Annotated in this window: 33 protein-coding genes; 24 read left to right on the top strand and 9 right to left on the bottom strand. The window is 43.6% G+C overall.

Annotated features, from left to right (window positions below):
• Window positions 1–272 precede the first annotated feature (272 nt).
• Window positions 273–725, top strand: coding sequence for a hypothetical protein (locus FA954_RS07745; protein ID WP_138614971.1), 453 nt, complete (start codon window positions 273–275; stop codon window positions 723–725).
• A gap of 27 nt (window positions 726–752) precedes the next feature.
• Here FA954_RS07745 and FA954_RS07740 read toward each other — a convergent pair whose 3' ends face one another.
• The gene (locus FA954_RS07740; RefSeq protein ID WP_231564608.1) at window positions 753–968 is read right to left on the bottom strand and encodes a DUF4083 family protein; all 216 of its coding nucleotides are present in this window, start codon (window positions 966–968) and stop codon (window positions 753–755) included.
• 298 nt (window positions 969–1,266) lie between these two features.
• Here FA954_RS07740 and FA954_RS07735 point away from each other — a divergent pair, with 298 nt between their 5' ends.
• The 7 genes from FA954_RS07735 to FA954_RS07705 all read left to right on the top strand — a co-directional run bounded on the left by FA954_RS07735 (window position 1,267) and on the right by FA954_RS07705 (window position 6,327).
• Window positions 1,267–1,665, top strand: coding sequence for a hypothetical protein (locus FA954_RS07735; protein ID WP_037995942.1), 399 nt, complete (start codon window positions 1,267–1,269; stop codon window positions 1,663–1,665).
• A gap of 103 nt (window positions 1,666–1,768) precedes the next feature.
• Complete coding sequence (locus FA954_RS07730; protein ID WP_138614970.1) at window positions 1,769–2,680, top strand: ABC transporter ATP-binding protein; 912 nt, start codon at window positions 1,769–1,771, stop codon at window positions 2,678–2,680.
• Between the two features lie 2 nt (window positions 2,681–2,682).
• Window positions 2,683–3,117: an ABC transporter permease gene (locus FA954_RS07725; RefSeq protein ID WP_138614969.1), complete on the top strand. Its 435-nt coding sequence runs from the start codon at window positions 2,683–2,685 to the stop codon at window positions 3,115–3,117.
• A gap of 384 nt (window positions 3,118–3,501) precedes the next feature.
• Window positions 3,502–4,185 carry an ABC transporter permease gene (locus FA954_RS07720; protein WP_049720125.1) on the top strand — a complete coding sequence of 228 codons (684 nt, stop codon included), beginning with the start codon at window positions 3,502–3,504 and terminating at the stop codon, window positions 4,183–4,185.
• Window positions 4,186–4,414: 229 nt separating this feature from the next.
• Complete coding sequence (locus tag FA954_RS07715) at window positions 4,415–4,798, top strand: GntR family transcriptional regulator (protein WP_037995954.1); 384 nt, start codon at window positions 4,415–4,417, stop codon at window positions 4,796–4,798.
• Window positions 4,788–5,687 carry an ATP-binding cassette domain-containing protein gene (locus tag FA954_RS07710; protein ID WP_037995956.1) on the top strand — a complete coding sequence of 300 codons (900 nt, stop codon included), beginning with the start codon at window positions 4,788–4,790 and terminating at the stop codon, window positions 5,685–5,687. Before FA954_RS07715 ends, FA954_RS07710 begins: the two co-directional genes overlap by 11 nt.
• A complete protein-coding gene (locus FA954_RS07705; RefSeq protein WP_049720126.1) occupies window positions 5,662–6,327 on the top strand; it encodes a hypothetical protein in 666 nt (221 codons plus the stop codon). The genes FA954_RS07710 and FA954_RS07705 overlap by 26 nt, the downstream gene beginning before the upstream one ends.
• A gap of 50 nt (window positions 6,328–6,377) precedes the next feature.
• Here FA954_RS07705 and FA954_RS07700 read toward each other — a convergent pair whose 3' ends face one another.
• Window positions 6,378–6,605 (bottom strand): hypothetical protein, encoded by a 228-nt coding sequence (locus FA954_RS07700; RefSeq protein WP_037995961.1) that lies wholly within the window; start codon window positions 6,603–6,605, stop codon window positions 6,378–6,380.
• A gap of 399 nt (window positions 6,606–7,004) precedes the next feature.
• Between FA954_RS07700 and FA954_RS07695 the strand changes: the two genes are divergently transcribed.
• From FA954_RS07695 to FA954_RS07670, 5 genes are all read left to right on the top strand, one after another.
• A complete protein-coding gene (locus tag FA954_RS07695; RefSeq protein WP_037995964.1) occupies window positions 7,005–8,501 on the top strand; it encodes a carboxylesterase/lipase family protein in 1,497 nt (498 codons plus the stop codon).
• 51 nt (window positions 8,502–8,552) lie between these two features.
• Window positions 8,553–9,119, top strand: a complete 567-nt coding sequence (locus FA954_RS07690; RefSeq protein WP_037995966.1) for a GNAT family N-acetyltransferase — start codon at window positions 8,553–8,555, stop codon at window positions 9,117–9,119.
• A 930-nt stretch (window positions 9,120–10,049) separates the two neighbouring features.
• Window positions 10,050–10,682, top strand: coding sequence for a TetR/AcrR family transcriptional regulator (locus FA954_RS07680; protein ID WP_037995967.1), 633 nt, complete (start codon window positions 10,050–10,052; stop codon window positions 10,680–10,682).
• A gap of 43 nt (window positions 10,683–10,725) precedes the next feature.
• Window positions 10,726–11,082 (top strand): VOC family protein, encoded by a 357-nt coding sequence (locus FA954_RS07675; RefSeq protein WP_037995970.1) that lies wholly within the window; start codon window positions 10,726–10,728, stop codon window positions 11,080–11,082.
• A gap of 1,135 nt (window positions 11,083–12,217) precedes the next feature.
• The gene (locus tag FA954_RS07670; protein WP_197052010.1) at window positions 12,218–12,514 is read left to right on the top strand and encodes a transcriptional regulator; all 297 of its coding nucleotides are present in this window, start codon (window positions 12,218–12,220) and stop codon (window positions 12,512–12,514) included.
• A 498-nt stretch (window positions 12,515–13,012) separates the two neighbouring features.
• On the opposite strand, the gene FA954_RS07665 is transcribed toward FA954_RS07670, so the two are convergent.
• Together FA954_RS07665 and FA954_RS07660 are read right to left on the bottom strand one after the other, a co-directional pair.
• Window positions 13,013–13,888 carry a GNAT family N-acetyltransferase gene (locus tag FA954_RS07665; protein ID WP_037995974.1) on the bottom strand — a complete coding sequence of 292 codons (876 nt, stop codon included), beginning with the start codon at window positions 13,886–13,888 and terminating at the stop codon, window positions 13,013–13,015.
• 55 nt (window positions 13,889–13,943) lie between these two features.
• On the bottom strand, window positions 13,944–14,321 hold the full coding sequence (locus FA954_RS07660) for a hypothetical protein (protein ID WP_037995976.1): 378 nt from the start codon (window positions 14,319–14,321) through the stop codon (window positions 13,944–13,946).
• Between the two features lie 114 nt (window positions 14,322–14,435).
• Between FA954_RS07660 and FA954_RS07655 the strand changes: the two genes are divergently transcribed.
• Complete coding sequence (locus tag FA954_RS07655) at window positions 14,436–15,467, top strand: DUF2332 domain-containing protein (RefSeq protein ID WP_062843030.1); 1,032 nt, start codon at window positions 14,436–14,438, stop codon at window positions 15,465–15,467.
• Between the two features lie 155 nt (window positions 15,468–15,622).
• Here the strand turns inward: FA954_RS07655 and FA954_RS07650 are convergent, their stop codons facing one another.
• The 4 genes from FA954_RS07650 to FA954_RS07635 all read right to left on the bottom strand — a co-directional run bounded on the left by FA954_RS07650 (window position 15,623) and on the right by FA954_RS07635 (window position 19,124).
• Window positions 15,623–16,822, bottom strand: coding sequence for an MFS transporter (locus tag FA954_RS07650; protein ID WP_138614968.1), 1,200 nt, complete (start codon window positions 16,820–16,822; stop codon window positions 15,623–15,625).
• A gap of 333 nt (window positions 16,823–17,155) precedes the next feature.
• Entirely contained in the window at window positions 17,156–17,647 is a 492-nt protein-coding gene (locus tag FA954_RS07645; RefSeq protein ID WP_170151225.1) for an NUDIX hydrolase, read from the bottom strand.
• Between the two features lie 104 nt (window positions 17,648–17,751).
• Window positions 17,752–18,369: an NAD(P)H:quinone oxidoreductase gene (wrbA, locus tag FA954_RS07640; RefSeq protein WP_037995980.1), complete on the bottom strand. Its 618-nt coding sequence runs from the start codon at window positions 18,367–18,369 to the stop codon at window positions 17,752–17,754.
• 50 nt (window positions 18,370–18,419) lie between these two features.
• Window positions 18,420–19,124 carry a pirin family protein gene (locus FA954_RS07635; protein WP_037995982.1) on the bottom strand — a complete coding sequence of 235 codons (705 nt, stop codon included), beginning with the start codon at window positions 19,122–19,124 and terminating at the stop codon, window positions 18,420–18,422.
• On the opposite strand from FA954_RS07635, the gene FA954_RS07630 reads away from it, so the two are divergent.
• The 6 genes from FA954_RS07630 (at window position 19,123) to FA954_RS07605 (ending at window position 22,808) form a co-directional block, all read left to right on the top strand.
• Window positions 19,123–19,476: an SMI1/KNR4 family protein gene (locus FA954_RS07630; protein WP_037995985.1), complete on the top strand. Its 354-nt coding sequence runs from the start codon at window positions 19,123–19,125 to the stop codon at window positions 19,474–19,476. The genes FA954_RS07635 and FA954_RS07630 overlap by 2 nt on opposite strands.
• On the top strand, window positions 19,477–19,845 hold the full coding sequence (locus FA954_RS07625; RefSeq protein WP_049720133.1) for an SMI1/KNR4 family protein: 369 nt from the start codon (window positions 19,477–19,479) through the stop codon (window positions 19,843–19,845).
• A 429-nt stretch (window positions 19,846–20,274) separates the two neighbouring features.
• Window positions 20,275–20,808 (top strand): superoxide dismutase family protein, encoded by a 534-nt coding sequence (locus FA954_RS07620; protein WP_037995987.1) that lies wholly within the window; start codon window positions 20,275–20,277, stop codon window positions 20,806–20,808.
• 96 nt (window positions 20,809–20,904) lie between these two features.
• The gene (locus tag FA954_RS07615; protein ID WP_037995988.1) at window positions 20,905–21,504 is read left to right on the top strand and encodes a competence protein CoiA family protein; all 600 of its coding nucleotides are present in this window, start codon (window positions 20,905–20,907) and stop codon (window positions 21,502–21,504) included.
• A gap of 366 nt (window positions 21,505–21,870) precedes the next feature.
• The gene (locus tag FA954_RS07610; RefSeq protein ID WP_037995990.1) at window positions 21,871–22,587 is read left to right on the top strand and encodes an MFS transporter; all 717 of its coding nucleotides are present in this window, start codon (window positions 21,871–21,873) and stop codon (window positions 22,585–22,587) included.
• Window positions 22,575–22,808, top strand: a complete 234-nt coding sequence (locus FA954_RS07605) for a hypothetical protein (RefSeq protein ID WP_037995993.1) — start codon at window positions 22,575–22,577, stop codon at window positions 22,806–22,808. The genes FA954_RS07610 and FA954_RS07605 overlap by 13 nt, the downstream gene beginning before the upstream one ends.
• A 302-nt stretch (window positions 22,809–23,110) precedes the next feature.
• On the opposite strand, the gene FA954_RS07600 is transcribed toward FA954_RS07605, so the two are convergent.
• Complete coding sequence (locus tag FA954_RS07600) at window positions 23,111–23,494, bottom strand: VOC family protein (RefSeq protein ID WP_037995994.1); 384 nt, start codon at window positions 23,492–23,494, stop codon at window positions 23,111–23,113.
• Window positions 23,495–23,873: 379 nt separating this feature from the next.
• On the opposite strand from FA954_RS07600, the gene FA954_RS07595 reads away from it, so the two are divergent.
• From FA954_RS07595 to FA954_RS07580, 4 genes are all read left to right on the top strand, one after another.
• Window positions 23,874–24,416 carry a GNAT family N-acetyltransferase gene (locus tag FA954_RS07595; RefSeq protein WP_231564609.1) on the top strand — a complete coding sequence of 181 codons (543 nt, stop codon included), beginning with the start codon at window positions 23,874–23,876 and terminating at the stop codon, window positions 24,414–24,416.
• A 70-nt stretch (window positions 24,417–24,486) separates the two neighbouring features.
• Window positions 24,487–24,846, top strand: a complete 360-nt coding sequence (locus FA954_RS07590; protein WP_049720135.1) for an SMI1/KNR4 family protein — start codon at window positions 24,487–24,489, stop codon at window positions 24,844–24,846.
• Between the two features lie 180 nt (window positions 24,847–25,026).
• Window positions 25,027–25,329, top strand: a complete 303-nt coding sequence (locus FA954_RS07585) for a hypothetical protein (protein ID WP_052186737.1) — start codon at window positions 25,027–25,029, stop codon at window positions 25,327–25,329.
• A gap of 12 nt (window positions 25,330–25,341) precedes the next feature.
• Window positions 25,342–25,686 carry a DUF4064 domain-containing protein gene (locus FA954_RS07580; RefSeq protein ID WP_037995997.1) on the top strand — a complete coding sequence of 115 codons (345 nt, stop codon included), beginning with the start codon at window positions 25,342–25,344 and terminating at the stop codon, window positions 25,684–25,686.
• Window positions 25,687–26,527: the final 841 nt, after the last annotated feature.

The raw sequence follows: 26,527 nt of genomic DNA, 5'->3' as shown, positions 1-26,527 counted from the left end.
TAAAATCAGTTGTTCAAAGCTTGGAATCGGAGTCTGCAGAAATACATTTCAGGTAAATCCTCCTTCGTTCTTGATGGAATAACACGGTAAAGTCTAACATGGATGTTTGTTTTCATCAACCTTAAAAGTTCATTTCCCCCTTCCTTCCGCCTGAAACTTTTCGGTTGATCCTGTCCATTGGTGCGAAAGGTGAGATGGATTCGCGAAATGGATATTATAAAATTAAGTTGGGGACATTTGTTCCTCAAATGAACCATAAAGGAAGTGAAAAAGTGAAACGGATTTCTTTAATCGGAAAGGGTTTGTTCTGCTTTTTGCTGGGCTTGGCCATTGCCGGAACAACCGGTTTTTCTTCCCTTCCGTCAGCAGCGGAAGATCAGCCGGCAACCTCGGAACAGTGCCCGAAAGCGGAGGATTTGATCCAACCGGATGAAAACGCGGAAAAAGAAATCCGCGATGTCCTTCCGCAATTGATTCAAGAAACCTATGGCGACGATTCCCGTTACCAAAATTATGAGGTCAAACGAATCCTTACCCTCAAGGCTCCCGAATCTTCCCCCTACTCCGGCATCGCCGAACAACAATGCAGAAAAGAAGTTGCCGGAAAATCCCTGCTGGTGGAACTGTTCTTTCCGGAGTTCCTCCCCAGCGCCAGCTTGTCGCAAGGACAAGTTTTCGTGGCCAAAACGAATGAGGGATGGAAAGTCTGGTATCGCTATCATTAATACTGAAACCGCCCTTAGACGGTTTGTCTAAGGGCGGTTTTCTTCCGGTTGCTCCTTTGGTTCATCCTTCTTTTTCTCCAAATGACAGAGGATCTGATCCAATTTCTGATTGATCTGGCGAGTCATTACCACCATTTGTTTCAAGCTGCTCACGATGGTGTAAACAAACTTTGCAAACGATACGAAAAATAAAATAACCAAACCAATGAGCACCAAATTGTAAATCAAATTAAAGATGTTCATATCCAGTAATCCCCTCTGAAAAATCAATGACATGGATCCCTTCTGTTTAAACCCCCGCTTTCCCTCCTGCAAATACCATAAAAATTATTCGGTTTACGAATATTTTTAATACTTGTGTTTGTTGATCATCCAAAAGGGGTAATTCTTCTCTGCCGATTGTTCCACAGCATAAATCACCCGCCCCGGGCATTACAGGGAAAACACAGGATTGAGATTATGGCTTCCACGGAAAAACACTGGTTTTAACAACCAAGGAGTTAAAAATTCAGTATCTATAATTCAGTTAGGGGGTCACTACATGTTTTCACTGAGAGCACCTTCTGTTTTGTTTGTTTTAAATTATTTCGGTGATTTTATTACACTCGGTTCCTCGGTAATGGTTTTATTCGGTGATTATCTATTTAATGAAAGCATCGCAGAAACTGCAAAATCCTACGTTCCGTTTTTCTGGATCGTATTTATACTCACTTTATTCCATATGTATTATTCACTGCCTGAACAGCTAAAAGCTCATTCAAAACTTAGCGGATGGCTTAGTATCATTTTGGGATTTTGGTGTGCAGGCGGTGCAACCCACGACTTTGCCAACGGATTAGCAAACGGAGGTAATCCTCTGACTGTTCTTTTTATATCCGGATTCATCTTCATTTGCTCAGGTGTGATTTGCATAAACTACCAAGCCGGTGAAAAAAGTTGATGGATAATTGAATATCCCCGAAACATGAATGTTCAAAACTTTAACCCTTCTATCCCAAGTTCCTTATCTGGTTTTAACTATCTGTCAACTTAAGGAGGATCCTATGGAAGACATGGTCTTACAAACCGAAAATCTTTCGAAAGCTTATCGCGGCCAAATGGTTGTAAACCGGTTAAACATACAAATTGAAAAAGGACAAATTTACGGTTTTTTGGGCCCGAATGGCGCCGGGAAAACAACAACCATTCGCATGATTTTGGGACTTACCCGCCCGACGGAGGGGACGGTCCGGATTATCGGGAAAGAATTTCACAAACATCGCATTTCCATACTGAGCCGGGTAGGCTGTTTGGTGGAAACCCCCGGCTACTATGGACATTTAAATGGTTACGAAAATTTGGATATCGCCCGCCGGATGCTTAAAGTTCCTCCGTCACGGATTGACGAAGTGCTGAAAATGGTTCATTTGGAAGATGCAAAACATAAAAAAGCCAAAGATTATTCGCTCGGTATGAAACAACGGCTGGGAATCGCCATGGCTCTTCTGAATCAACCGGACTTTCTCATTCTTGATGAACCGACAAACGGTCTGGATCCATCCGGAATACAAGAAATCCGGGAATTGATCAAACAACTTCCGCAGATGTTTAATGTGACCGTATTCGTGTCCAGCCATTTGTTGAGTGAAGTGGAACAAATGGCTTCCCATGTTGGTATTATTCATCAAGGCCGGCTTTTGTTTCAGGGATCACTTGCGGACTTGAAAAAACAAAACCAAAAACAGTTTAAAATGAAGACAGACCGGTTGGACGAAGCGGAAAAATTGCTGAAGCAACATCACTATTCCATTTCGCGGGATCATGAGTTTATTTATATCGACTCCCTGCCGACGGAAAAAATTAATTCATTACAAAGATTACTCATCGACCATCACTTTATCATTTATCACTTCCAAGAAGAAGAAAACTCGCTGGAACAAATGTTTTTTCAGATTTTGGAGAATGGAGATCATTGATCATGAATTCATCTGTTATCAACGAATGGATTAAAATCCGCCGTAGTTGGGTCATTTGGCTTTTCATTTTTGTTCCTGTTGTGACCTGTTTTCTCCTCACACTTGCCCTTGGGTACTATTTGCAAAAAGGCCACTCTCCAGAACAGGGTTGGGGATTGATCTTGTCACTTACCAGCCGATACTTATGGCAAATCATCGCTTTCACTGTTCCTGTCTTCATTGCCTACATCGTCAACATGGAACAGTTTTCGAATATGTGGAAGTTTCTTTTTGCCATGCCTTTGGCGAAATGGAAAATCTATGTTGCCAAATTCTTCTGGGGATTCGCCACCACCTTGGTTATGGGGCTTTTGTTTGTTTTTGGCATATACATCATGGCTGAATTGCACGATGTTGAACACCTTGTCACCATCGGCCAATTGTTTTCTTATGTGTAGCCCCTTTTCTTCTGGCCATCCCCTTTGTGGCTTTTCAATTATGCGTATCCATGGCCAGCAAGAACCAATCTGTGCCGATTTCATTTGGAATCGCCTCAATTATTCTTGCCCCTGTTTTTAAAGGATGGGGTTGGTGGACACCGTGGGGATTTTGGTCTACGTTCCTCCCCTCTCCGCCTTTGTCGGTTCAGGCTTTGTCCCCTGGGGAAACGAGTGCATTGCTTAACTGGGAAATCCTCTTGTTATCTGTTTTGTTTGGCGCCATCTGGCTGGTGATCGGAATTACTGTGTTTTACCGAAAAGAATTTGATTAATCGACTGAAAGGGAGATATGATTGGGGAATTTATTAATGGTTGAATGGATGAAAATACGGTATTTGGCGGTTGATTCTGGTTCTTCCATTGGTTCCGATTGCCTATGGAATCTTCATTTATGCCCGGTTTGTCTCCGAAAATTATCAAGCGACCAATGATTGGCTGATGGCTTGGGGAATGGCAAACTACTTTTATCCAACCATCTTCTTTCCAATCCTTTCCGTATTATTGGCAGCCAATCTGTGTAAGGTGGAGCATGAAGGACATAATTGGATTAGAGCTTTAACCTGTCCTGTTTCTTGGAAACAACTGTATTTATCCAAGTATCTGTGGCTTGTCCTCTTATTGGGATTGGCTCAGGTAATTGCCTTGTCGGAGTTTGCCGTTATCGGGGAATTCGCCCGGTTGAATCATCCGTTTCCATGGACCTTGCTGATTCAATGCCTGGTTCTCGGATGGATAGGGATTTTGCCGTTGGCCGCATTTCATTTGGCAGTATGCGCATATTGGAGCAACTATGTACAATCAGTCATTCTCAATATTTTACTCATCCTTCCGGTTTTTTTGATCATCGGTTCAAAAAAATACACTTGGTTGGGTTATGTTTACCCTTGGGCTCTCCCGGCGGTCGGAACGAACCAAATATTGCTCCGTTCTTTTCACATTCAAGTATTGATCATTGTTCTCATGTGGCTGATTCTGTTTTTGATTGGAGGAATCTCACTCTTTATCAAACAAAAATCCAATCATTAAAAACCGGTTTAAAACCCATGGGCCATTTCTTTGGTTTATGGGTTTATTTCTTGGTTTTTGGAACGTTTTCTTGTACCGGTCCCCCCCTTTTCCATCAGGCTTTTTTCGATCCTCATCCAAAATCAGCCACAAAACCTGTTGACCGGATTCTTAATTACTGTTACACTTATACACACAAGTATATAACCGTTTAACGAGGTTAGTATGGAAGTAAAGGTGGTGATACGAATTGAGCCGGAAGCTGGACAGCCGCAAACCGATCTTCCTGCAAATCCGGGAAAAAATCGAGGACATGATTGTCAACGAACAGCTGAAGGAAGACGAACAAGCTCCTTCCACCACGCAACTGGTCAACTTTTATAAGATCAATCACGCCACGGTCTCCAAAGGCGTCAATCAACTGGTTGAGGAAGGAATTCTTTATAAAAAAAGGGGCATCGGCATGTTTGTGGCCAAGGGGGCCAGAGAAAAACTGATCCAAAAACGAAAAAAGGCTTTTGTGGATGAATTTGTCGTCCCTTTGGTGCAAGAAGCCCACAAACTGGGGATTACGGAAAGTGAAGTGTTTGCACTGATCAAAAAAGAAAGGGAAGGGATGAAGAATGAATTATAAAGTGGAATTTGACAATGTATCGTTGAGATACAAAGACTTTGAGGCGCTCAAAAATGTTTCCTTCCGATTGGAAAGCGGAAAGATTTATGGTTTGCTCGGCCGGAACGGAGCCGGAAAAACCTCCCTCCTTTCTCTCTTGTCGTCTTTTCGTCTTCCGACGGAAGGATCGATCCGGATTGGTGGGGAACCGCCGTTTGAAAACCCGAATATCATGCCTCATGTTGCGTTGGTTTACGAAAAAGATTACAAGGAAGAGCGGAAAAAAGTTTCCACCTTCATTCAGAATGCAGCCAAGTTCCGCCCGTTCTTTGATATGGATTATGCACTCCGGCTGGTTGAGAAATTCCAACTTCCTTTAAACAAAGAAGTCAGGAAACTTTCAAGAGGGATGAAATCGGCGATGAATGTGACCATCGGACTGGCCAGCCGGGCGCCCGTCACCATTTTCGACGAGGCTTATCTGGGCATGGATGCTCCGACCCGGGAATTGTTTTATAAAGAATTGTTGAAAGACCAAGCCAAACATCCCCGGATCATGATTTTATCCACCCACTTGGTGTCTGAAATGGATTATTTGTTTGAAGAAGTGCTGATTCTCGATCGGGGCAAACTGTTGTTGCACGAAGACTATGAAACCTTGATTTCCAAGGGGCTCACTGTCACGGGGGATGCCAAGACGGTTGATGAATTTACCAAAGGCCGGAAGATTTTGAATGAAGAGCAGCTCGGAAATACAAAATCGGTGATTGTGTTCGGGGATTTCCATGAAGATCTCCGGTTGGAAGCCGAAAAACAAGGATTGGAAACCGGGACCTGCTCCCTGCAAGATCTGTTTATTCATTTAACAGGCAAGGAGGATGCATATGAAACCAACAGCCGTATTTCCTAAAGTGGCCAAAGACATGTACTTGGAACAAATGAAATGGACGGTTTGGTATCTGGTTTTTGCGTTGGTTATCCACATCGTACATCTTTATTCCAGTTATTTTACAATCGGTGATGATACCGCGGTGAAAGGGATTTTGGTGCATCTTTTTCCATCGGCAAAGGTTTATATGATCATAATCGCAATTATTTCCGTCAACGGATTCCTGTCTTATTATGTCGGACAGGGAGTCACCCGGAGAGATTTTTGGGCCGGTTCGATGATTGCCGCGCTCGGGCTGACGGCTACGATCGCTTTCTTCGCCGTGATTCTCACTTATTTGGAATACGTGATTTTGGAGATGTTCCAGCTGTCCCATTTGCTGTCTGACGAGTTTTTGAACGGAAACGGGTGGCTGGTGATTCAATATCTGCTTAATATCTTTTTCTATTACTTGGCAGGCTACCTGATCGCAGTCGGTTTTTACCGGTTCCACTGGATCACCGGAATCGGATTTATTGCCTTTTTCCTTCTTTCTGTTTCAGCACTGGAATGGAGCGAAAAATATTCGCTTGGGCTGAATGTATTGAGTTCTGTGGCGGTCATTGTCCTCTTTCTCACCTTATTGCGCCAGTTAACAAAGAACATCGCCGTGAAGTTGTAAATGAATCCGGGAGACTCAGGTCCGCATGTTGCCTGAGTCTCTTTGCCTTTTCATGACGTCTGGGATTCATCCCTTCTTTGCTTTGCCAAGCGTTTTTTTTGAATCCAAACCAGCAATTTAAGGATCAGGAACAACAGAAAGATGGCTCCTGATACGAGAATAATGGCTCCTAAGATGATGGACACAACCTTCCAAAAACCAAAAAAGTTCGCGGCCCGCACAATGATGAGCACGATGGCAAAAGGAATGAGAAAGCCGATGACATCCTTCCCTTTCACTAATCCCTCTTCCTCCTTTTTTTGTTGGAATATCGTTCAGGTTAACGGGCTTGTCCCTCAGTGTCAATAAGGTGTGAATAACAACATCCCAAACAAAATTCAGCACGAAAAATAAAGAGGAACAGATTTCAAACGGACAACTGGTTCAACATCTTATACGTGTCGCCATACGGATGATAAAACACATTCATGCTGGATCTTTCCTGTGTGTTTTAAATCTTCAACCGCCGGTTCACAGACAGAATGGTCCGGCTGGATCTTGTGATCGCTGCATGGATATCTGGGGTCCGGTGCAACAGGTCGCATCAAGGGAACCTCAAAACACTTGAATTTGACAACCTCTCCTTAATCATTTACGATTTAAATGAAAATTAAAATAAATTAAAAAGAGTGATTCAAATGAATACTTTGGTGGAAACCCGTTTGGGAAAAGTGCAAGGCGGGACAGACGGAGAGGTTTGTTTTTGGAAAGGGGTTCCTTATGCGAAACCCCCGGTGGGAAAACGCCGCTTTCAAAAGCCGGAACCACTGGAGAAATGGGATGGTGTTTGGGATGCCACCCGATTCCGTTCCATGGTGATGCAGCCGTCCGGCACCACCTTCAGCACCGTGCTTGGGGAAGCGGATCACCCGGTGAGTGAAGACGGGCTTTATCTGAATATCTGGTCGCCTGCGGCCGACGGAAAAAAGCGGCCCGTTCTCTTCTGGATCCATGGCGGCGCCTATCAGTTCGGGTCCGGCTCTTCCCCCTGGTATGACGGGGCGGAGTTTGCCAAAAACGGAGATGTGGTGGTTGTCACGATCAATTACCGGTTGAACGTGTTTGGATTTTTGCACTTGGAGGATTGGTTCGGTGACGAATTTGCAGCATCGGGCAACCTGGGAATTTTGGATCAAGTGGCTGCGCTGCGTTGGGTGAAAGAAAACATTTCCGCTTTTGGCGGCGACCCGGAACAAATCACCATCTTTGGCGAATCGGCCGGAGCCGGAAGTGTCGGGGTTCTGCTTTCCCTCCCGGAAACCAAAGGGCTGTTTCAACGGGCAATCTTGCAAAGCGGTTCGGGTGCTATTTTGCTCCGTTCCCCTCAGACCGCTTTGGACATCGCCGATCGCATTCTTACGAAAGCCGGCATTCGCAAAGGAGACCGCGACCGGTTGTTATCCATCCCGGCCGGTGAACTTCTTGAAGCCGCACAATCCGTGCATCCGGGAATGATTTTTGGTCCTGTTGTGGACGGAACCGTTTTGAAAACCCATCCGATTAAAGCGTTGGATAACGGAGCAGCCGGCGACATCCCGATCATCATCGGGGTTACCAAAGATGAATACAATTTATTTACACTGACCGATCCTTCTTGGACAACAGCAGGAAAAGAAGAACTGATGGACCGGATCGAACAGGAAATCGGGCCGGTTCCGGAAAAAGTCTTTCCATATTACTTGTCTTCCGGCGATCCATCCCAACCGGTATGGCAAAAACTGTTGCGTGCCATGACTTACCACATCTTTACCCGGGGCATGTTAAAAACGGCCGACGCCCAAATCAAGCAAGGCGGGAAGGTTTGGGTCTACCGGTTTGATTACGAAACCCCGCTCTTTGACGGCCGGTTGAAAGCATGTCACGCGCTTGAAATCCCCTTTGTCTTTCACAACCTGCATCAGCCGGGTGCCGATGTTTTCACCGGAACGCATCCGAAGCGGGAGCAAATTTCCCGGCAAATGCATGAAGCATGGATTGCTTTTGCCCGGACAGGGAATCCGAACGGTGACCATCTCCCTGATGCGTGGTTGCCCTTTGCAGAAAAAGATCGGCCGGTCATGGTGTTTGACACCGACAGCCGGGTGGAAAGCGATCTCTTTGCTCAAGAGCAGGAAGCATGGGAGCACAAGGCCTGAGTGGTCTTTTCCGCTCAAGCCTTTAAACTTTTTCACAGGAGATAAGACGGCATGAAAAATAAAAACATTGACATTCAGGGAGAAAAGATCTCCTTGCGGTTGATAAAAAACAGCGATATCTCGGAATATTATCAAAGCGGTTTTGCATCCCCTGATGAAGAAGTTCAGCTTTACACTGGTACGATGAAGAAACCGACGGAGGATGAAATCAGGACTTATGTAGAAAAGATTACAGAAGATGATTCAAGGTATGATTTCTTAATCATCAATTCCAAAGGCAAGATCATCGGCGAGTCCGTGATCAATGAAATCGATGAAGAGTTTCGGTGTGCACACTTTCGGATCGCACTATTTAAAAGTGAAGACTGTGGTCGTGGGATGGGTTCAGAAGCGATACAGATGACCTTGCAGTTTGGATTTGAAAAACTGAATTTACACCGAATCGAACTGGAAGTGTTTTCTTTTAATCAGCGGGCGTACCAAGCGTATCTTCGTGCAGGATTTGTGGAAGAAGGCAGAAAAAGAGATGCCGTATTGATAAAGGGGCAATATCATGATGTCATCATCATGGGGATTCTTCAACATGAATTTATCTCTCGCGGTGCATCAATGAAATAATGGCTAAATCATCCGTCTTTCTCCGGCTGCCTGTATACGAGCTTTTTTTTATTTGAAACTGTCTCCTCTTTGACCAAAAAATGCGCTGGGCGTGTTAAACAGGCTCTTACTTTGGGGTTTAAAACCCAAAAGTAAAAGCCTTGTTTTTTCTTAGTCTCGTCACAAGTATTCCTTTAAACCCAAATTCTACACGTACGAATTTGTTCAATTATTGATTTCGTATTGGCAGCCCCCCCTGCATATGTATTGAACTACGCGCTTATTTTGCCAACCAGATCGATTGAATACAAACTGATTTTTTGTTTCGATTGTATGTTCGAAAATGATGGCTTTTAAGACATTTGGCGGAAGAACATTGCAGGACATTCGATTTGCTGTTGAAGTGTGACATTTGCAGTCAAGAGCCTGAACGGCTGGAGCCAAAAGTAAAGCGCATGATTGGGTAAACAATCGGGAAGCACAGCTTTAAGGTGGCTCAAGAAACAAGGCATTGACGATGCACTCATTCAGCCATGCAAGCCGTAAATCGCTTGAAGTGTATTCTAAATTGGCCATAACCGATGCTCAGGATGAATATGAACGTGTCATCCCTGAGTTTCCTGTATAAATACGAAATGACTTGAGTCTCCCTAAAGAGTGTCTCAAGTCATTTTTCCATTTACTGGAGAGATGGCCCCAAAATCGACGGATGCTCCCTCTCCTCCGCTGAGGCGGTTTTTTTATATCCAAAAGCCTCAATGCAGCAAAAAAAGAGGCATCTATTCGGGGTCACCGTATCATTTTGGGCAAAACGTACGTTTGAACAATTTTGGACAATAATACACGATGAATCTTCTTGACAGACTAACAAATAAAAGCATATGATCAAACCAAACGGTTCAGTTTGATTTCTGTATTAAACCTACCGCTAGGAATAACGGAGGTGACTGTTTGATTTCCAAAGAACGTTCACCCAGATCACGGACAAAGCAGGATCAGATTCGAACAGCGGCTGAACGCTTATTTCTTAAGAACGGTTTTGCAGCGACGAGCATGGACGCCATTACCACTGAAGCTGGTGTTTCCAAACAAACCGTGTACAGCTACTATTCAAGTAAAGAGGATCTTTTGGTTGACGTCTTAAAGCAACTGATTCACAGTTTAACTGAAAATCTGTGTTCGTTTGAAAATATGTCGTTGAATAATCGTGACGAACTGCACCAAGCATTGAACAACTTGGCGTATCACTATATCTCCAGTCTTATGCAATCCAATTACCTGGCATTGATGCGAGTTATCGTTGCCGAGTCTCCTCGGTTTCCACAGCTAGGAAACCTTTTTCGTTCAACCTTGCCGGAGAAGGTCATAAAGAGCGTTTCCGCTATTTTAGAGCAAGCGAAAAATAAAGGATTGGTAAATGTTGTTGACGTCAATGCAGCCGTACGCATGTTTGTCGGACCATTGCTTACTTATATCCTGCTTGGCGGACTCATTGTTACTGACCGTCCACCCCAACAACCTGATACCAAAGACCTTGAAGCGATTGTAAATTTGTACATGAAAGCCATCGTTAAGGATCACTAAAACAGCGATCATTTTTACAAAAAAATCATGAGGAGGAGATTCGATGAATCTCAACCATCTGAATCTGACGGTTACTGACGTTCAAGCCACTGAAGAATTCTTGAAGAAATATTTCGATCTGAAAACCGTGACTACCCGCGGCGACTCGTTTACTCTGTTAACTGACGATCAAGGGATGTTACTGGCTTTAATGAAAGGAAGGCAAGCCGAATATCCCAAAACATTTCACATCGGATTTGTGCAGGAAAGCGATGAGCAGGTGAATAAGATCAATAAACGAATGAAAGAAGACGGCATCGATGTAGATCCTCCACAGAACGCACATGGTTGGACTTTTTATGTTAAAGCGCCGGGTGGATTTACTGTTGAGGTTCTATCCCTTGAGAGATTAAAAAGCTAATCGTTCTGAAATTAAGGCTCGGGTGCAGGCGGTGGAGGTTTTGACGCTAATGTGGCAGACCTTCGCAGGCGATCCCATGCGGAAAAGGTGGATCACCCTTGTCATAAATTCGTGCCATCTTACGAATTAATCAATGTGTACCAGAACTGCAAACTCTGTCCCCTGGAATAATAACAGCTGCCCCGCGCAAAGGGCAGCTGTTTTCATTCGTAAAAACAGGGGTCTAGGAGCCTCACAGAGCGACGAAAAATCGTTAACCGAAATGAAATAGGGCATATAAATCGAAAAATCTAAAAGTGTTTCTTGGACAGATGGCGGTAAAATCGTCGTTCGCTACCTCTACCCCTGTTTCGCGGAATAAATGGACATGATTATTGAACCGATCAATGTCAAAAGACCAATTATTCCTGTAATAATAGCTGCATTAACTTCCCCCGAAAATAATTCCGACTTAGCGTATCTAATCCAAAGCAAGAATCCATTGTAAGCCGCTATCACATTGAAACACCAATTATAACTAAGCCAACGAGAACCCGAAGAATGATATTTTTTTCACTGTATTCATCTCCGGATGCCTATTTTATTGTGCAAGTGGCTTAATCATTTTTAACACTTAAGATAAGGGAACAGGTTTATTACAAAAAATGAACCCGATTTCAAAGAATATCTAATTGAGTCACTTAAAAAAACATCCTTCAAATACTTTGCAATTGGCTTTGCTTTAGATATGATGATCCCCATCATCGATGCTAATCTTTCCTTTATGTTTTTTGGTCGGCTTATCAATGGAAAAGCGACCACCCCCTTCAGACGAATCCCCTCTCCCGAATCAGGAAGTGTCTTATTCTGGCCCAAGTCTTTTTTTGATTCTACCTCACTGGCCTTATTTTGACTAATATCATGTTTGTTTTCACTGAGAACCCTTCCAGAGGTTTTCCCGTATTTTTGTAGTATTAACGGATTTACTTCTTCGGCACCATTTTCAGTTGAGAGCTAATATTTGATTTGTTTTTATGTTTGCCTCTTTTGCTTTCTTTTGCCCTTTTCAAATTTACTTTCATAGTTTATAATGCAAACTAGTTAATAATACATATGGAGTGTGGTTCCATTGATGCCCTTTAAGGAAATGGCGAAATTGAATAAATTGATCCATGAACCGGCCCGCCTTGCCATTATGAGTGCGCTGGACGCCTGTACGATGGCTGAATTTTTGTTTTTGCAAGAATTGACCGGCTTGACAAAAGGAAACCTTTCTTCTCATTTATCCAAATTGGAAAAGGCCGAATATATCCAAATTCAAAAACAATTCGTACGCAAAAAAATCCCGCACACCACCATACGAATCACACATGAAGGCCGGGCTGCGCTTCGTAATTATTGGGAACAACTGGATCGCATCCGCGAGGTGACTAAAAAATGGAACAAAAGTTAAGAAACGGATTCCTCCGGCCGCTTCCCCTCTGTTTTTCAGAGGGTTTTTTCTTCCTTAAAACCCCAACATAAAGAGAGCGATTCTAAGGCCTCTTACAGCCTTTTGACCCTCTTTTCGACCTGTTTATCTCCAAATGAAATAAACCGCCCTTAAATCGAAAATCAGAAGGCCGTTTTTCCTGGGACGGAAATCGGAATTCCATTTATTGGGATCGATTGCTCTTTATTTGTATGTTTATTTTGAGATTATTTTGTATGTTCAGATAAATAAGAACAAATTCGGTGCAAAACAGTCGCGGGCGCTCTTCTCCTTCTTCCCGATCCATCCTTTTTACACGTCCTATAGGGTTACAAAACAATTCTTTTGTAACTATATAAGGGTAAAACACTGAAACCCCTTGTAAATCAAGGGGTTTGGCGATCGGATGTTTTCCACAGGTTTCTCCATCCGTTTGAGAGCCAAATGGTTGTCTCGCCAAGTTAACTTGTTAATGAGACATCAATCTTCTGCTATTTTCTTCACCATATGGACGTTACTTAAAAACATGTGAAATCCTTCCTCCTCCAGAAGACTCGTCACCATTTTCTTCTTTTCGGGGCAGTATAAAAACTGGCATCGGGATGCTTCCGCAGAAGCCATCACATGTCGCAACAACTGACGGGCCAGTTCTTCCGCTTCCGGATGCCCCGGAGCTGTCTCCAATTGCAACAAAGTCAATTCTTGCACTCGTCCTCGTCCTTGGTCATCGGTTTTCCGCCTCACCAGCGCATACCCGGCTTCTTTTCCGGAAGAATCGGAAATGATCCATGCTTCATCTCCTTGAAACCAATGGGTTTGCCACGGGGCCAAGTCGGGGTAAAAAGAAAAAGCGGTGACAGTTGCCGGATGGGCGGTGCGGATGTTGTATCCGGAAGCCCCTTTTTGTCCACGGCGAAAGTTTTCTGTCTGGTAAATGAGCAAGGAATCGGCAATATCATACCCGTGTTGCTGATATAACCGGATGGCCGGTTTGTTTTCGGCAATTGCTTCCAGTGTCGCCAGCTGCACATGTTCCCGTTGATACAACTCCATCAACGCTTCCATCAGCCGGTTCCCCGCCCTTTTTCGCCTCCATCCGGGAAGAACGGCGGTCCCTCCGTTCCAGGCGATCTTTTTTCCTTTGATTTCCCCAATGGACGTAAACACAAAACCGACCGGCCGGGCATCATTCCAAGCCACCAGGGAATGAGCCGGCGAAATTCTTTCCCGGACCATCCTGTTCATTAACCGGTCAAAGGTGAAATTCATATTCACAAAGTAATCCGCAAAGGCTTCATTCCACAACTGCAACGTTTGCTCCCACGTGCACCCGCTTAATGGACGAATCGTAATCATGATATTTCCCTTCTTTTCTGTTTGATATCATATCGGTGTAAAACGTTCGCGGGGATTAAAGCGCGGATTCCTGCAGGATTTCCTCCTCTTCGGAAATGCCTTGTTTTTTGAATTGCAACCGGCACCAGAAAGCCGACTTGGCATAATCCCAAAGATACCGGCTGAACTCCCCGTTCGGATGTAAATAATTCCACACCTCAGGGAAATATTTCTTTATATCTTGCAAAATCTCCTTTTCCTTCTGGCTCATCACATGCAAGTTATGCCGGTATTTCAAGCCTAGGGTTGTCAGGCAGTCCGTCACCTCCACAGGGACTTTCCGCCAGATTTGTCTCCATTCATCATAAGGTTCCATTAAATAATGAACATTCAGATCGCCGTCGTTATAGATATCATAGAGCAAATGCCCAGGAATCGTCTCTCTGTTTTTCATTTTGTCCCCTGCCTTTTCCGTGGAATAAATCGGAACCCTTTATAGTATTAGGAAACAACTGGCGGATTCCCTTTATTTTGAAACTGTTTTTAGCGAAAGAAGGTGCGCTCGGAAATGGAAAGAGAAAAGTTATCTTTTTTGTTTCGGAATTTTGCTTGGAAAGAATGTCACCTCTCCAGCCCGCTCTATCAACAGTTGTCATTAAAAATCGCCCAAGACGATGAGCTTCTTGCCGTGGCATCCCATGCCCTGCGTGGACAACCCGTTCCCAATCTTCTGTTTGGGGCGGTCCATTATCTGTTGTTAAAAGGGAAAGACCATCCTTTAAGAGACTATTATCCGGATCTGGTGAAATCTCCGCGGAAAGCAGACGAGGCCTTTCCTGCCTTTCGCGACTTTTGCCTTTTGTTCAAGGACGAAATCATCCCTATTCTCCGGCAAAAAAGGGTGCAAACCAACGAAATCGGACGTTGCGCTTATCTTTATCCAAGCTTTTGCCTGATTTACAACCGGGTGAAAAAGTCCCTTTCCCTGATCGAAATCGGGACCAGTGCGGGGTTGCAACTGTTATGGGATCATTACAGTTATGCATATGGAGGAAGCCATACTTACGGGCATCCGTCTTCCCCTGTCCGGATTGAATCGGAAATACGGGGGAGCCGGCAACCCTTCTTGTTCCCGGATAGTCCCCCTGTCGCTTTCCGGATGGGCATCGACTTGCACATCATGGATTTAACGGACCAGGAGGATTTTTTATGGATGCGATCCCTCATCTGGCCGGAACACCAAAAACGGGTCAGACTTTTTGAAAAAGCCGCACGGCAATTGAAAAAACACCCCCTCCGACTGATTGAAGGCGACGGAGTTGAAATGCTTCCCAAGTTAGCCCGTCAGGTACCGGAAAATACCGCCCTCTGCATCTTTCATACCCATGTGGCCAACCAAATGCCGGATCAAGTGAAGCAAAAGCTGAAGGATCAGATCGGGGAGTTGGGGAGAACGCAAACCGTTTTTCATTTATACAACAACATGGAGGACCGGGACGTTCTTCATTTGGAGTCGTATATTGGCGGAAGGAAAAACCATGAGGTTTTGGCCAAAACCGAGGGGCATGGCCGTTGGTTCGAGTGGAAACCTTCAAAATGACAAAAAAACGGGGCCCAAACCGGACCCCATTTCCCCTTCATGATACGTCATCCAAAATTTACACGCTCCCTTGATTTCCATCCACACGGATTCTTTGTCCGTCTTGGATCCGTTTCATCGGCCCACCACTGCCGGAATGCCGCTCATTCTTTAACTTAATTTGCATACCTTGCAAAATTATTAAGGACAAACCACCATATTGAAACAACAGCAATAACGATAGTTCCCATAATAAATATAAAATGAACCGGAAAATAATCAACCAATATGCCGGCACCAGCTAATGTTGCCGGCATTGCAACTTGTTCAATCGCTCCAAATATACCAAACATTCTGCCTCTGAACTTCTCGCTGACATTCGTTTGAGCATAACTGATAACATTAACAGAAGACAGGGAGATCCCAAATCCCAATGTAAATGCAAAAACACAAAACAAGATATAAGAATTTGATAAAGCAATCCCCAGTAATGAAACGGCTATTATGACTAAACCCGTCAGTGTCCCTTTTGCAACTGACAAATGATTACCAATCTTTGATATAACTCCACTGGCTAAAATGGAACCAATGGTCAGGATAGTAAAAAATACACCATAACCTTCTGCACCTACATTAATACTTTTCAACTTAACAGGCATAAGAAACTCCAATGGACTGTAAGTAGCGCTTAATACAAAGAAAATAACAGGGACGATAAAAAGTAATTTTGAAGAAATAACATATTTAATCCCTTCAATTGTTTCATTCAAAACAGATTTTCTTTCTTGACTTTCTTTTTTTACCATTGGGAAATCAATAAAGCATAATAACAGGGCCATAATAATAAATGTTGCCCCATTAACAAATATCGCTGGTATGGTACCTATAAAACCAATCATCAATCCCCCGAATGCAAAACCAAAAAGACTCGAAATTTGCCCCGCTAAAGCATTTAATGCATTCGCTCTGGAAATATCTTTTTTAGGAACTAAGTTTGGTAACAGCGCACCAAAAGAAGGACGGTAAATCAAACCAACCACCCCTGAAACAAACCCTAAACAGACAATGACAGACGATGACAAAAGGTTTATCTCATATAAATAACAAATCAAAAACATACAAAAACCCCAGATTATATCGCCGACCACAAGAAATGGTTTCATATTCACCCGGTCTACCATCGTGCCCACTAATGGACTGAGTACAAAAGGAACAGCAAAGGCTGCCATAGTAAAAGCGGTATATTTAGGTGAGCCCGTTAGTTCCAGCATTAAGTAACTCAGGGCAATAATATAAAATGTATTTCCTATTCCAGATTGTGCGTTTCCTAACCATAACAAAATAAAGTTTTTGTTCCAAAGATTTAATGGTTCCATTTAAACTACTCCCCCATATAAATGAGAATTGCGAACTTTTTATTTCCGTTAATCAGTCATTAACCGTGGTTCTAAGCAACCGACATACGCTTTGTAAAATTGATTGCAATTTTCATGTCCCCCTGAATATTTTTATGATTTTGTTTCTTTTGGATCGATGTAGGAGTTGAATCCATGCAATTAAAAGAACTCATTTTGTAAGGTGGGCAAGGACCTAGAGTATGACATTTCTGAAAATATAAATATTGTAAAGCCGTTCCTTTATCAGGAATCGGCTTTTTCCAACTCACCCCATTTGCATCTGTATGCGAATAAAGTTCAGAATGGATTCGGTTATTCAATGGCAATGGGTTCGGCAGGATACTCCCCTTTTAAAAGCGGAATCAATTTTTGTCCCAACTGCTTGGGGAAAATCAGTTCCCCGGTGTTCAAGATTTCATCCACACTCCACCAATGGTGGGCTTGGTAAGTCTCTTTCTCCACCTCTGTAAAATGATCCGTCGAAATCTGCTTTCCCTGCACCCGTGCCACATAATAATATTCAATAAAACGGGTTTTCCTTTGATGGACGAACAGATGAATATCCCGGATCCATACCAACGGCCCCCAATGCACACCGTCCGCCAATCCGGTTTCTTCCCACAGCTCCCGTTTGGCCGCTTCGAGATAAGACTCGTTTTCTTCCACCCCGCCTCCCGGCGGAAACCAAACCGGCTCTCCGGCCGGATTCTCTTTGCTGGTGACGGAAGGGTCTTTCATCTTAAACAGCAAAATCCGGTCTTGTTCGTTGAGTAATACAATACGGGCGGTTTCTCTTGTTTTCACTGTGAAGACTCTCCTTGTTTTCTCAAGATGTTCCATCCCTTCCATTATAATATGAAAAAGCACCGGTGATTGAAGTCCGGTGCTTTTTCCCGAAAGCCATAAAATCAGCTTTGGCTTTGCCCTTTTTTGATCCAGCCCGCCACGGTGAGGACGCGCCGGGTTTGATGTTGAACCGCCTTTTCCGCATCATCTTTCCAATTGCCGTTATTGTCAATGGTCACGGAAGTGCCATACGGGTTGCCGCCGGATGCCGGGATGGAAGGATCGGTATATCCCGGTGCAACGACAATCGCTCCCCAATGGTACATCGTTGTGTACAAGGACAAAACCGTCTCTTCTTGCCCACCGTTTGGGTTATTGGCCGAAGTCATCGCACTGACCACTTTGTTGACCGTCTTTCCTTGGGCCCAGATGCCCCCTGTTGTATCCAGGAATTGTTTCATTTGGGATGAGACAATGCCAAAGCGGGTGGGGGTGCAGAAAATAATCGCATCCGCCCAAACAATGTCATCCGGCGTCGCAACCGGAACATTTTTGGTGGCTTCATAGTGGGCTTTCCATGCCGGATTGGATGCAATGGCTTCTTCCGGGGCCAATTCCTGCACTCTCAACAGACGGACTTCGGCTCCTTCTTTTTTGGCTGTTTCTGCAGCGATTTGAGCCATCTTGTAGTTGGTGCCGGTCGAGCTGTAATAAATGATCGCCAATTTCACATTTTCCATGCTCATGCCTCCTGTTGGTCATGGTTGATCCTCACCGGAAATTCACCCGGTTAAGGAAGATCAATCAACATCACAAAACAACCTTTATCGGTCTCCGCCGTTAACGAAGATACATCTGTTATTCTTGCCGAGTCCCGGCGCTTTAACACATGATCCCCGTTGAGAAGGACATCGCCTTCGATCACAAAGAAAAAGATCCGGCGGTTTTCTTTCTGCTCAAACGTAAGGGATTTGCCGGCTTCCAGTTTGGAAAGATAAATCGTCATATCCTGATGAATCGATGCCGTCTGATCCGATGCAGGATGCTTGGATACCACCGGCAACAAACGGTTTTTCATGTTTTCCGGGTCAAAAGATATCTGTTCATAGGAAGGTTGAAGCCCGCTGGTTTCCGGCAAAAACCACATCTGCAGGAAATTCACTTCTTCCGTTTCTGACGGATTCATCTCGGAATGAATAATTCCCGTACCGGCACTCATGCGTTGCACTTCACCAAAAGATAATGTTTCCATGTGGCCGGCACTGTCCTCATGCCTTAATTGCCCTTTCAACACAATGGAGACAATCTCCATTTCCTTGTGGGGATGCATGCCAAATCCCGTCCCCGGTTGGACGGTGTCATCATTGAGCACACGCATAGGCCCAAAGTGCATATTCCCGGGGTCAAAATATTCAGCAAATGAAAAGCTGAAATAACTTTTCAACCAACCGTGATCAGACACAAAACGGTTTTCGGCAGGATAAATTTGAATCATGGTTCACAGCCTTTCCGATTCTTCTATTCTTTCTTTGCTATGGTTGATGAAAATGATTATTTCCCCTCTCCTTTCATACATTTGTGTAATTAACTTACTTTTAATAAGTATAATAGGTTACCAACTGCCTTTTGTCAATCCGTTACCCGGAATCCAACACCCCATCCAATCGGAAGTTATGCGTGGCATCGTAAAAGGAATCATCATACAAGCGAAGTATTGTATTCAGGAAAAACAGAAAGGAGTAAAAAAGATGATTAAATGGGAAGCTGTAAAGCAACCAGCGACAGATGAAGATATTCAACATATTGAGGATTTTGTTGGTAAAAAGTTGCCTGGAGATTATGTATAATTGGCGAAGGTTTATCACGGAAGTGTTCCAGGAGTATGCATTGATGTTGATGGGGAACCTTACCCATTTGATCAATTGTTATCTGTTTCAAAAGAAGACGGAGAAGAAGAGGATTTTTGCCATGTAATCGGAGCCTATAGACATATGTACTTGGACGAAAACTCAGATCCGACTCTTCCTGAAGGATTTGTCCCTTTCGCATTGGATGGACAGAATAAATGGTATTGTTTTGATTATCGGGAATCCACTGAATCCCCCGCAATTGTGCTTATTAACTGGGAAGCTCATTATGAAGATGATCCGGACTACGTTGTAACCTTTATAAAAGAATCGTTTAATGAATTATTGGAAAGTCTGTATGAACTTTAATATCTTTTCTACAGCGCTATCGTAAATGTAGTACAATTTCCGGTGCTTTTTTATCGTAACTCGCATACTTTTACCCATAGAAAAAAGCCTCTCCATGACTGGAGAAGGCTTTTTTATTGTCCCGGCATAATGGAACAGATTGGCTAGGAATGGATCAAATGGCTTCATTCCTGTCACCACTTTCCCCGGCCGTCGCTGTTCATATCAAGATATTTGATATGTCGATTTTCTTCGGGAACATCCAAAAGAAGACCGTCACTCCTTCATATTGTCCAAAGCGATCGTCTTGGAACTATCCAAGACAACAAATGACGCCCGGAAACCGGTAAAGTATCAACCTGCAAAAATGGGCGGCAAAATGGGTCGATATCCAGAAATCCCTTCATAGAATAAAAAGAAACTTCTTTTTTCATCCGGAGGTGGCATGACATGTACCTTGCTCATTACCCTGTTGGCGGTTATTTGGCCAATCAACCCAATTATCAAGCTTATGCTTGGATCCAAGGAGGTCCGCTTGCACCGGAACTCAGAGGTTATGTGACGTTTACAGAAGTGCCGGGCGGCACCGAAGTGTTTATTGAAGTGAGCGGACTGCCTCCCTATCAACCGGGAGGAAACGGCCGGCAACCCGTTGGTCCGTTTGGATTCCATCTCCATGAAAACGGCAGCTGTGCCGTTGGAAATCCTGGCGATCCGTTTCAAGCGGCCGGTAATCATTGGAATCCGGACAACCAACCTCATGGCAATCATCCCGGCGATTTCCCCGTTCTTTTTTCAAATAACGGGTATGCACGGATGAACTTTTTCACCAACCGCTTCCGTCCATCCCAAGTGATCGGAAAATCGGTCATGATCCATCAAAACCCGGATGACTTCCGCTCCCAACCTTCGGGAAATGCCGGAAAACGCCTGGCTTGCGGAGTCATCCAGGGAGTTTATGGTTCAACGTCTGTATTCCGATAAAAACAGCTCTGAAAACAATAGTTTTATTCGGATAAAATATTTATAATATTGTTAGAAGATAAAAATTTTAATTCGAATGGAACGGGGGTTGTCTGCTTGGCTTCCGGAATCCCAGCGAAGTTTCGTCAGTTATACGGGTTGGTCCCATGTGGACTTTCGCCCGACGGCAAAACACTCATTGCCCCCCGGGATGCCGACTCTTTTCAAAAATACCGGTGTCCGGAGTGTAGAGAACCGCTGAAATTAAGGAAAAGCAACCGCAGAAAAACACATTTCTCCCATCATCACATGAAAGACAGCGAATGTTTGCTGTACCATTCACAGGTCACCTTGGCGAAATGGGCTCTCCGCCATGTTTTTCAGCAATGGTTGGCACAAAAAAACACCACTCCCATTCAAATCAGTTTCTTCTTCCAACCTCCGCATCCCATTCCCTTAAACCCGGTTTATCAGATCAAATGGGATCAACGCTTCCGTGACCGCACCTCCCATCTTTCCCTGCATGACGAAGACGGAAAAGCCCTTCTTTATATCGGAATCATTGATGAAGCACAAAGTCCCCGTCTCCCATCTTCCCGTTGGCTTGAGGTTTCAGCAGAGAATGTGTTGTCCGATCCATATTTGTTGGAATCGTTAAACTCGTCCATGGCGCCACCACCTTTTTTAAAATACGAACAATTGAAACTCGATTTTTAAATCTTCCAGGTACCGGTTCCCCGGTTATCGCTAACGAGGAGCCGGTGCTTTAAATCACAACATCTTCAAGCAGATAAACCTGCGCACAACAGGAGGATCACCGATGGATCACCGATGAAAAAAAGACTCATATCCAGAAACCGCAATTACCGTTTTCTGTGGTTGGGACAAACAGGAAGCGTCTTGGGGGATTGGTTTAATCAGGTCGCGCTGGCACAAACCGTTCTTTTTTTTGTCTGATTCCGCCTTGTCGGTCGGTATTCTTTTGATGTGCCGCGCCCTGCCTTCTGCCCTTTTGGGGGTGTTCACCGGTCCCGTGATTGATCATTTTTCCAAGAAAAAAATCATGTTTCCAAGAAAAAAATCATGATTCTCTCGGATTTGGCGCGTGGCCTGATAGTATCCTCTTTTATGTTTGCCTTTCTTTTCAAGCAAGTTTGGATCTTGTATGCCGGTTCTTTTTTGATCGGATGCCTGAGTGCTTTTTTTAACCCTTCCCGCCAAGCAGCCATTCCTTCGGTGGTGGCCAGAAAAGACTTGGCGGAAGCCAATTCATTTTCCTCCGCAACGGACAGCATGATCGGGATTCTGGGAGCGGTTTTGGGCGGAATTGTATCCACAGCTTTCAACCCTTTGGTTTGTTTTGTCATCAATGCAATCTCTTATTTCTGGTCCGCTTTTTGCATTTTTCAGATGAAATGGTCCGAATCCGTCTCTCCTTCACACTCTGATTCGTATTTCAAATCACTCAAAAAAGGGGTTCATGAAGCCTCCCGCAATCAAGTCGCCAGGGCCATCATCCTCATCGGCATCAGTTGGGGTTTTGCCGGCGGAGGATATTACATATTGATCCCTTTGCTCGGTAACAATGTTTATCAAATGCAGGGGTTGGGGATCGGCATCCTGTATGCCGTTGACGGATTGGGCGTTTTGACCGGGGCGTATCTTGTCAAGAAATTCGTGAATCATCAATATCGCCGGGGGATTGTGTGGTACGGGGCTTCGTATCTCTTCCAAGCCGTTTTTTTCGCTTTTCTGCACATACCAATACGCTGCTCACGGGAATCTTCATGCTTTACTTGATGCGGCTGTTTTCCGGCATCATCATCCCGCTTGATACATACATGCTGCAAATGAATACAACCGAAGCCGTTCGCGGCCGTGTCTTCTCTCTGCATATGGCAACCTATGGCGGAGTGATGCAATTATCCTATATTGTATCCGGATGGGCTTACGAGCAACTGGGAATTTCCGTTACCGGGCTTGTTATCGGGATCATCTCTTTCTTATGCGGCATTCATTGACTTGTGCAATACCGGCTCGGCAAGTTTGTTTTGCACTCCAATGTCATATAAAAAGGACTTGGGCATTCCAAGTCCTTTTTATACAAACCTTTTGACAAGGCTGTTTGTATGTGATAGTTTTTTGTTTTTTATGTTTATTGTTGATGAGTGTTTGTGTTACAAACTGGTTTGGGCATATAATGGTGTTTTATCATTGACATTTCTGGAATCCATGTGGTTCTTACTGCCCTTTGGTAAATGTGATAAATCTGTTTGGATCGAATACCTCTTAGAAAGCAATACAAATAACCAAAAAGCCCCCTTCAACTTTGGACAATCTGGATCAGGTTCCCGCATGTATCATCAAATACTGCCAGGGAGATTCCATCGATGTTGGTCGGCTCCATGGTAAATTTCACACCTTTCTCTTTTAAACGCTCATACTCCTGATGAACATCTGCGACCCCAAACTGAACGGCCGGGAGCCCGTCAGCATATAATTTCTCTTGGTATTCCTTGCCGGCCGGATGATGGGCAGGTTCCAGCAACAATTTTGTGCCATCCGGATTCTCCGGGGAGACCAGTGTCAACCATCGGTATTCACCGGCTTGGATATCCTCCTTTTTTATAAACCCCAGTTTTTCGGTATAAAACCGAAGTGCTTTGTCCTGGTCTTTCACCAACAAGCTCATCACAACAATTTTCATCGGGGTTTCCTCCCTTTTCCTTGTTTAAGATGATTTATTCCTTTGTTTAACTTGATGCGATCAAAATATACTTCTCTAAGTGTGCTTTATGTCCTTTGTATTTTGTTGATTTAGTTTGTTTTACAAACTTGTTTTTATTAAATAATGGTTTTTATCTTGAATCCATTGCCCCCAGTGCCGGCTGTAATTAATCATCTCCCCCTTCTTCCAACCTGCAGGCAAAAATTTATCAAATAAACCATTGAAGGCATTCAGCGTCATTTATAAGATAAAACCAGTATCATAGTATTCGAATAATTCCAAGAACCCCGCTTCAATCCAACTGAATCCACTTGATGTCTTAACCCACCTACTTCTCCATGAAAGGACAATCAATATGATGAATCATTTATCCATTGCCAAACTGGCAAAAGAAGATACCCAAGCAGCGTTTGACGTGTTTGAAGCCTCAATCATTGACGCTTTTGAAAAAGAAGGCCTTGGAGATTTAACCAATGATATGGCCTTTGAGATTGATTCCAAAAAGAAACTGCTCACCTCTTCACTGGAGAATGCCAACCCGGGTATTTCCTTTCTGGTTGCCAAAATGAACGGCCGCCTGATCGGAACGATTTCTTTCGGGCCTTGCGGAAGTGAAATCAAAAAATTGACCCGTGGCAAGCTGGAGTCCATCGGGGAACTTGGCAGTCTTTATGTATTGCCCGGCTTTCAAGGAAAAGGCGTGGCGTCCGCTTTGATTCATTCCATGATGCAACGGCTTCATCAATTCGGAATTGAACAATTTTGTTTGGACAGCGGTTACATGCATGCACAAAAAAAGTGGTTAAGGAAATTTGGCAAGCCTTATCACATCGCCAAAGATTACTGGGGAAAAGATCGCCATCATATGATTTGGCTGTGTCGGGTCATTGATTACGTGTAAGCCTTGAATAAATAAAGAAAGATGACATTCTTGGAATTTTGGACATTTAAAAAATGAGGTAAAAACAAATATGATTGAATTTCGGATATTAGAGGAAACTGAGAAACCTGCTGATGATGAATTGGCTGAAGTAGAAGAACATTGTGGAATAAAATTGCCACCAGACTTTGTAAGATTCTACAGCCAATATGATTTGCCGGAAAATCTTGAAGGAGAAATATACATAAAGGCAAAAGGTTACCCATATCCCCTTCAACTGGATGGGTTTTATTTGCCAGACCAAATGATTGAAGAATATGACGTCAGATTGGATGAGGATGAATCAATTCAAAGCAAAGGCAAACTCATTCCGTTCGCTTTTGATTCATCAATCAGTATTGTTTCTTTTACCCAGCCAATAACGAAAATGACCCTATTATTGTTTGGGTAGACTCAAATCATGCAGCACAGGATCTTTTCCGTGAAAATAAATTTAATCCGGAAGCTGTTGTAGTGGTAAGGAATACATTTAAACAATTTCTCGAAGACCTGTATATAGATAATACGTAACAAACAGTTCATCAATCCCTTAGGTTACTTGTGCTGTCTACCCATTCCAAACTCAAAGAAGGTGCCGAAAAACGGTGTTGACCCTCAAGCGTGTCAGGGGTTTCGGTCACATGCCCGGCCTCATCAAGAAGGGAAAATCGTTGTCGGCGATAAGCAATTAAACGCCAACATGTTTATGGGTGATTCGGTTGACGGCAAGATTGCTGGCGGTGTCAAACAAAATGGCGTTCTAACTTTCTTGATCAATAATAATGACCATCTGGACCCCAAGTCAGCCAAAGAAATCAAAATGGATTTAGGCGAAGTGATGTCATCCGATTTTATGAACACTAAAAAGGTTAAGTTTGAAATCAAAGTGCAATAAGGAGGATAGACAATGAGCCGGACAACAGAATTTGTTCTTGGGCTTATCGGTGGGATTTTCGGTTTTGGTGGTGCACTGTTTGCTATCTTTTTTGGAGCTGTGGATGAGGCTGTTTCAGGCGGTACATCGGAGGTAACCGGGTTAGGTTGGGGAGCTTTCCTTTTTTCCATCTTGGCAATCGTAGGAGCAATTGTAGTAAAGATCAATCCAAAGATCGGCGGCACTTTGATGCTGATTTCAGGGATCGGCGGAATAATTAGCATCTCGATATTCTATGTATTAGCAACCATGTTCCTTGTAATTGCAGGATTAATGGGAATCTTCCGCAAGGATAAACAAAAAGAAATGTCAGCATGAACCTAGAGGATTACAAAAACAGCCCTCTCCATTTCCCGGAGAGGGCTTTAATATTAGAACTGAAGGTTTACAAGAATTTTATTTTTTTGTAGACTGAAATTAGTTGATATTTTTGATGTTCATACAAGGATTTATCGAGCGCCTTGATATGTCAAAAATCCCCGGGGTTGCTCGTAAAAGCTGAAACCCGTATGAAATAAAGGAAAAAGCCACCTTCGTTTTGACTTGATACATAAAATGCTCTTTAAAAAACGAAGGTGCTCGAAAAACGATATTGAACCTCAAGCGTGTCAAGGGTTTCAGACGCATGCTGTCAAAATGGTTACACCTCTTCTAGAGGATTGAAACAAAAAGCCCTCTCCGGATATGGAGAGGGCTTTTAATTATTGTCCTGGCATGTGGAGATAATGGAACGGATTTGGCCAGATTTAATAAGTAACAAAAAATCTTACGTTACTTTTCAAAAGAGGAAAGTCCAGATAACCACCGAAACCTCTTGAAATTCAAATGTCGAGTGGTTATGAAAAATACCAGGGAACTTTAATATTGGATCAGCATGTATTTTTGCATGCATAAAAAAGACCGTCCATATCGGACGGTCTTTTTTTATTCCAAACTGAATTCAATGAACCGGCTTTGTCTCTCGTCTAATTTTTTCATACGATAACCTCCTTTTTCTTTAGTCAATCTCCCAGCACGCCACTTTCACAGTGAACGAAAATGCCATTGTGTCAACTTCGTACAGGTGGCCGCCTTCTTTGCTGGCGAAACTCTGACTGATATTTTTTGAATTGAAGATTCTCACAGCAGAAAAGTTGAATGAATGAAGAATTTTTATTTT

It is taken from the genome of Thermoactinomyces vulgaris (assembly GCF_005886755.1).
In the GTDB taxonomy this organism is placed as follows: Bacteria; Bacillota; Bacilli; order Thermoactinomycetales; family Thermoactinomycetaceae; genus Thermoactinomyces; species Thermoactinomyces vulgaris.
The sequence above is the reverse complement of the archived record's forward strand: the minus strand, read 5'-3'. Positions and strand labels throughout refer to the sequence as shown.

What these genes read in the sequence shown, in the direction of transcription:
- FA954_RS07580 (WP_037995997.1), top strand. Translation starts at nt 25,342, where the DNA reads ATGAGCCGGACAACAGAATTTGTTCTTGGGCTTATCGGTGGGATTTTC.
- FA954_RS07695 (WP_037995964.1), top strand. Translation starts at nt 7,005, where the DNA reads ATGAATACTTTGGTGGAAACCCGTTTGGGAAAAGTGCAAGGCGGGACA.
- FA954_RS07635 (WP_037995982.1), bottom strand. Translation starts at nt 19,124, where the DNA reads ATGATTCAAATTTATCCTGCCGAAAACCGTTTTGTGTCTGATCACGGT.
- FA954_RS07690 (WP_037995966.1), top strand. Translation starts at nt 8,553, where the DNA reads ATGAAAAATAAAAACATTGACATTCAGGGAGAAAAGATCTCCTTGCGG.
- FA954_RS07650 (WP_138614968.1), bottom strand. Translation starts at nt 16,822, where the DNA reads ATGGAACCATTAAATCTTTGGAACAAAAACTTTATTTTGTTATGGTTA.
- FA954_RS07600 (WP_037995994.1), bottom strand. Translation starts at nt 23,494, where the DNA reads ATGAAAATTGTTGTGATGAGCTTGTTGGTGAAAGACCAGGACAAAGCA.
- FA954_RS07675 (WP_037995970.1), top strand. Translation starts at nt 10,726, where the DNA reads ATGAATCTCAACCATCTGAATCTGACGGTTACTGACGTTCAAGCCACT.
- FA954_RS07740 (WP_231564608.1), bottom strand. Translation starts at nt 968, where the DNA reads ATGAACATCTTTAATTTGATTTACAATTTGGTGCTCATTGGTTTGGTT.
- FA954_RS07710 (WP_037995956.1), top strand. Translation starts at nt 4,788, where the DNA reads ATGAATTATAAAGTGGAATTTGACAATGTATCGTTGAGATACAAAGAC.
- wrbA (WP_037995980.1), bottom strand. Translation starts at nt 18,369, where the DNA reads ATGGAAAATGTGAAATTGGCGATCATTTATTACAGCTCGACCGGCACC.
- FA954_RS07590 (WP_049720135.1), top strand. Translation starts at nt 24,487, where the DNA reads ATGATTGAATTTCGGATATTAGAGGAAACTGAGAAACCTGCTGATGAT.
- FA954_RS07725 (WP_138614969.1), top strand. Translation starts at nt 2,683, where the DNA reads ATGAATTCATCTGTTATCAACGAATGGATTAAAATCCGCCGTAGTTGG.
- FA954_RS07595 (WP_231564609.1), top strand. Translation starts at nt 23,874, where the DNA reads ATGAATCATTTATCCATTGCCAAACTGGCAAAAGAAGATACCCAAGCA.
- FA954_RS07610 (WP_037995990.1), top strand. Translation starts at nt 21,871, where the DNA reads ATGATTCTCTCGGATTTGGCGCGTGGCCTGATAGTATCCTCTTTTATG.
- FA954_RS07630 (WP_037995985.1), top strand. Translation starts at nt 19,123, where the DNA reads ATGGTTCACAGCCTTTCCGATTCTTCTATTCTTTCTTTGCTATGGTTG.
- FA954_RS07605 (WP_037995993.1), top strand. Translation starts at nt 22,575, where the DNA reads ATGCTTTACTTGATGCGGCTGTTTTCCGGCATCATCATCCCGCTTGAT.
- FA954_RS07660 (WP_037995976.1), bottom strand. Translation starts at nt 14,321, where the DNA reads ATGAAAAACAGAGAGACGATTCCTGGGCATTTGCTCTATGATATCTAT.
- FA954_RS07705 (WP_049720126.1), top strand. Translation starts at nt 5,662, where the DNA reads ATGAAACCAACAGCCGTATTTCCTAAAGTGGCCAAAGACATGTACTTG.
- FA954_RS07655 (WP_062843030.1), top strand. Translation starts at nt 14,436, where the DNA reads ATGGAAAGAGAAAAGTTATCTTTTTTGTTTCGGAATTTTGCTTGGAAA.
- FA954_RS07730 (WP_138614970.1), top strand. Translation starts at nt 1,769, where the DNA reads ATGGAAGACATGGTCTTACAAACCGAAAATCTTTCGAAAGCTTATCGC.
- FA954_RS07735 (WP_037995942.1), top strand. Translation starts at nt 1,267, where the DNA reads ATGTTTTCACTGAGAGCACCTTCTGTTTTGTTTGTTTTAAATTATTTC.
- FA954_RS07620 (WP_037995987.1), top strand. Translation starts at nt 20,275, where the DNA reads ATGTACCTTGCTCATTACCCTGTTGGCGGTTATTTGGCCAATCAACCC.
- FA954_RS07665 (WP_037995974.1), bottom strand. Translation starts at nt 13,888, where the DNA reads ATGATTACGATTCGTCCATTAAGCGGGTGCACGTGGGAGCAAACGTTG.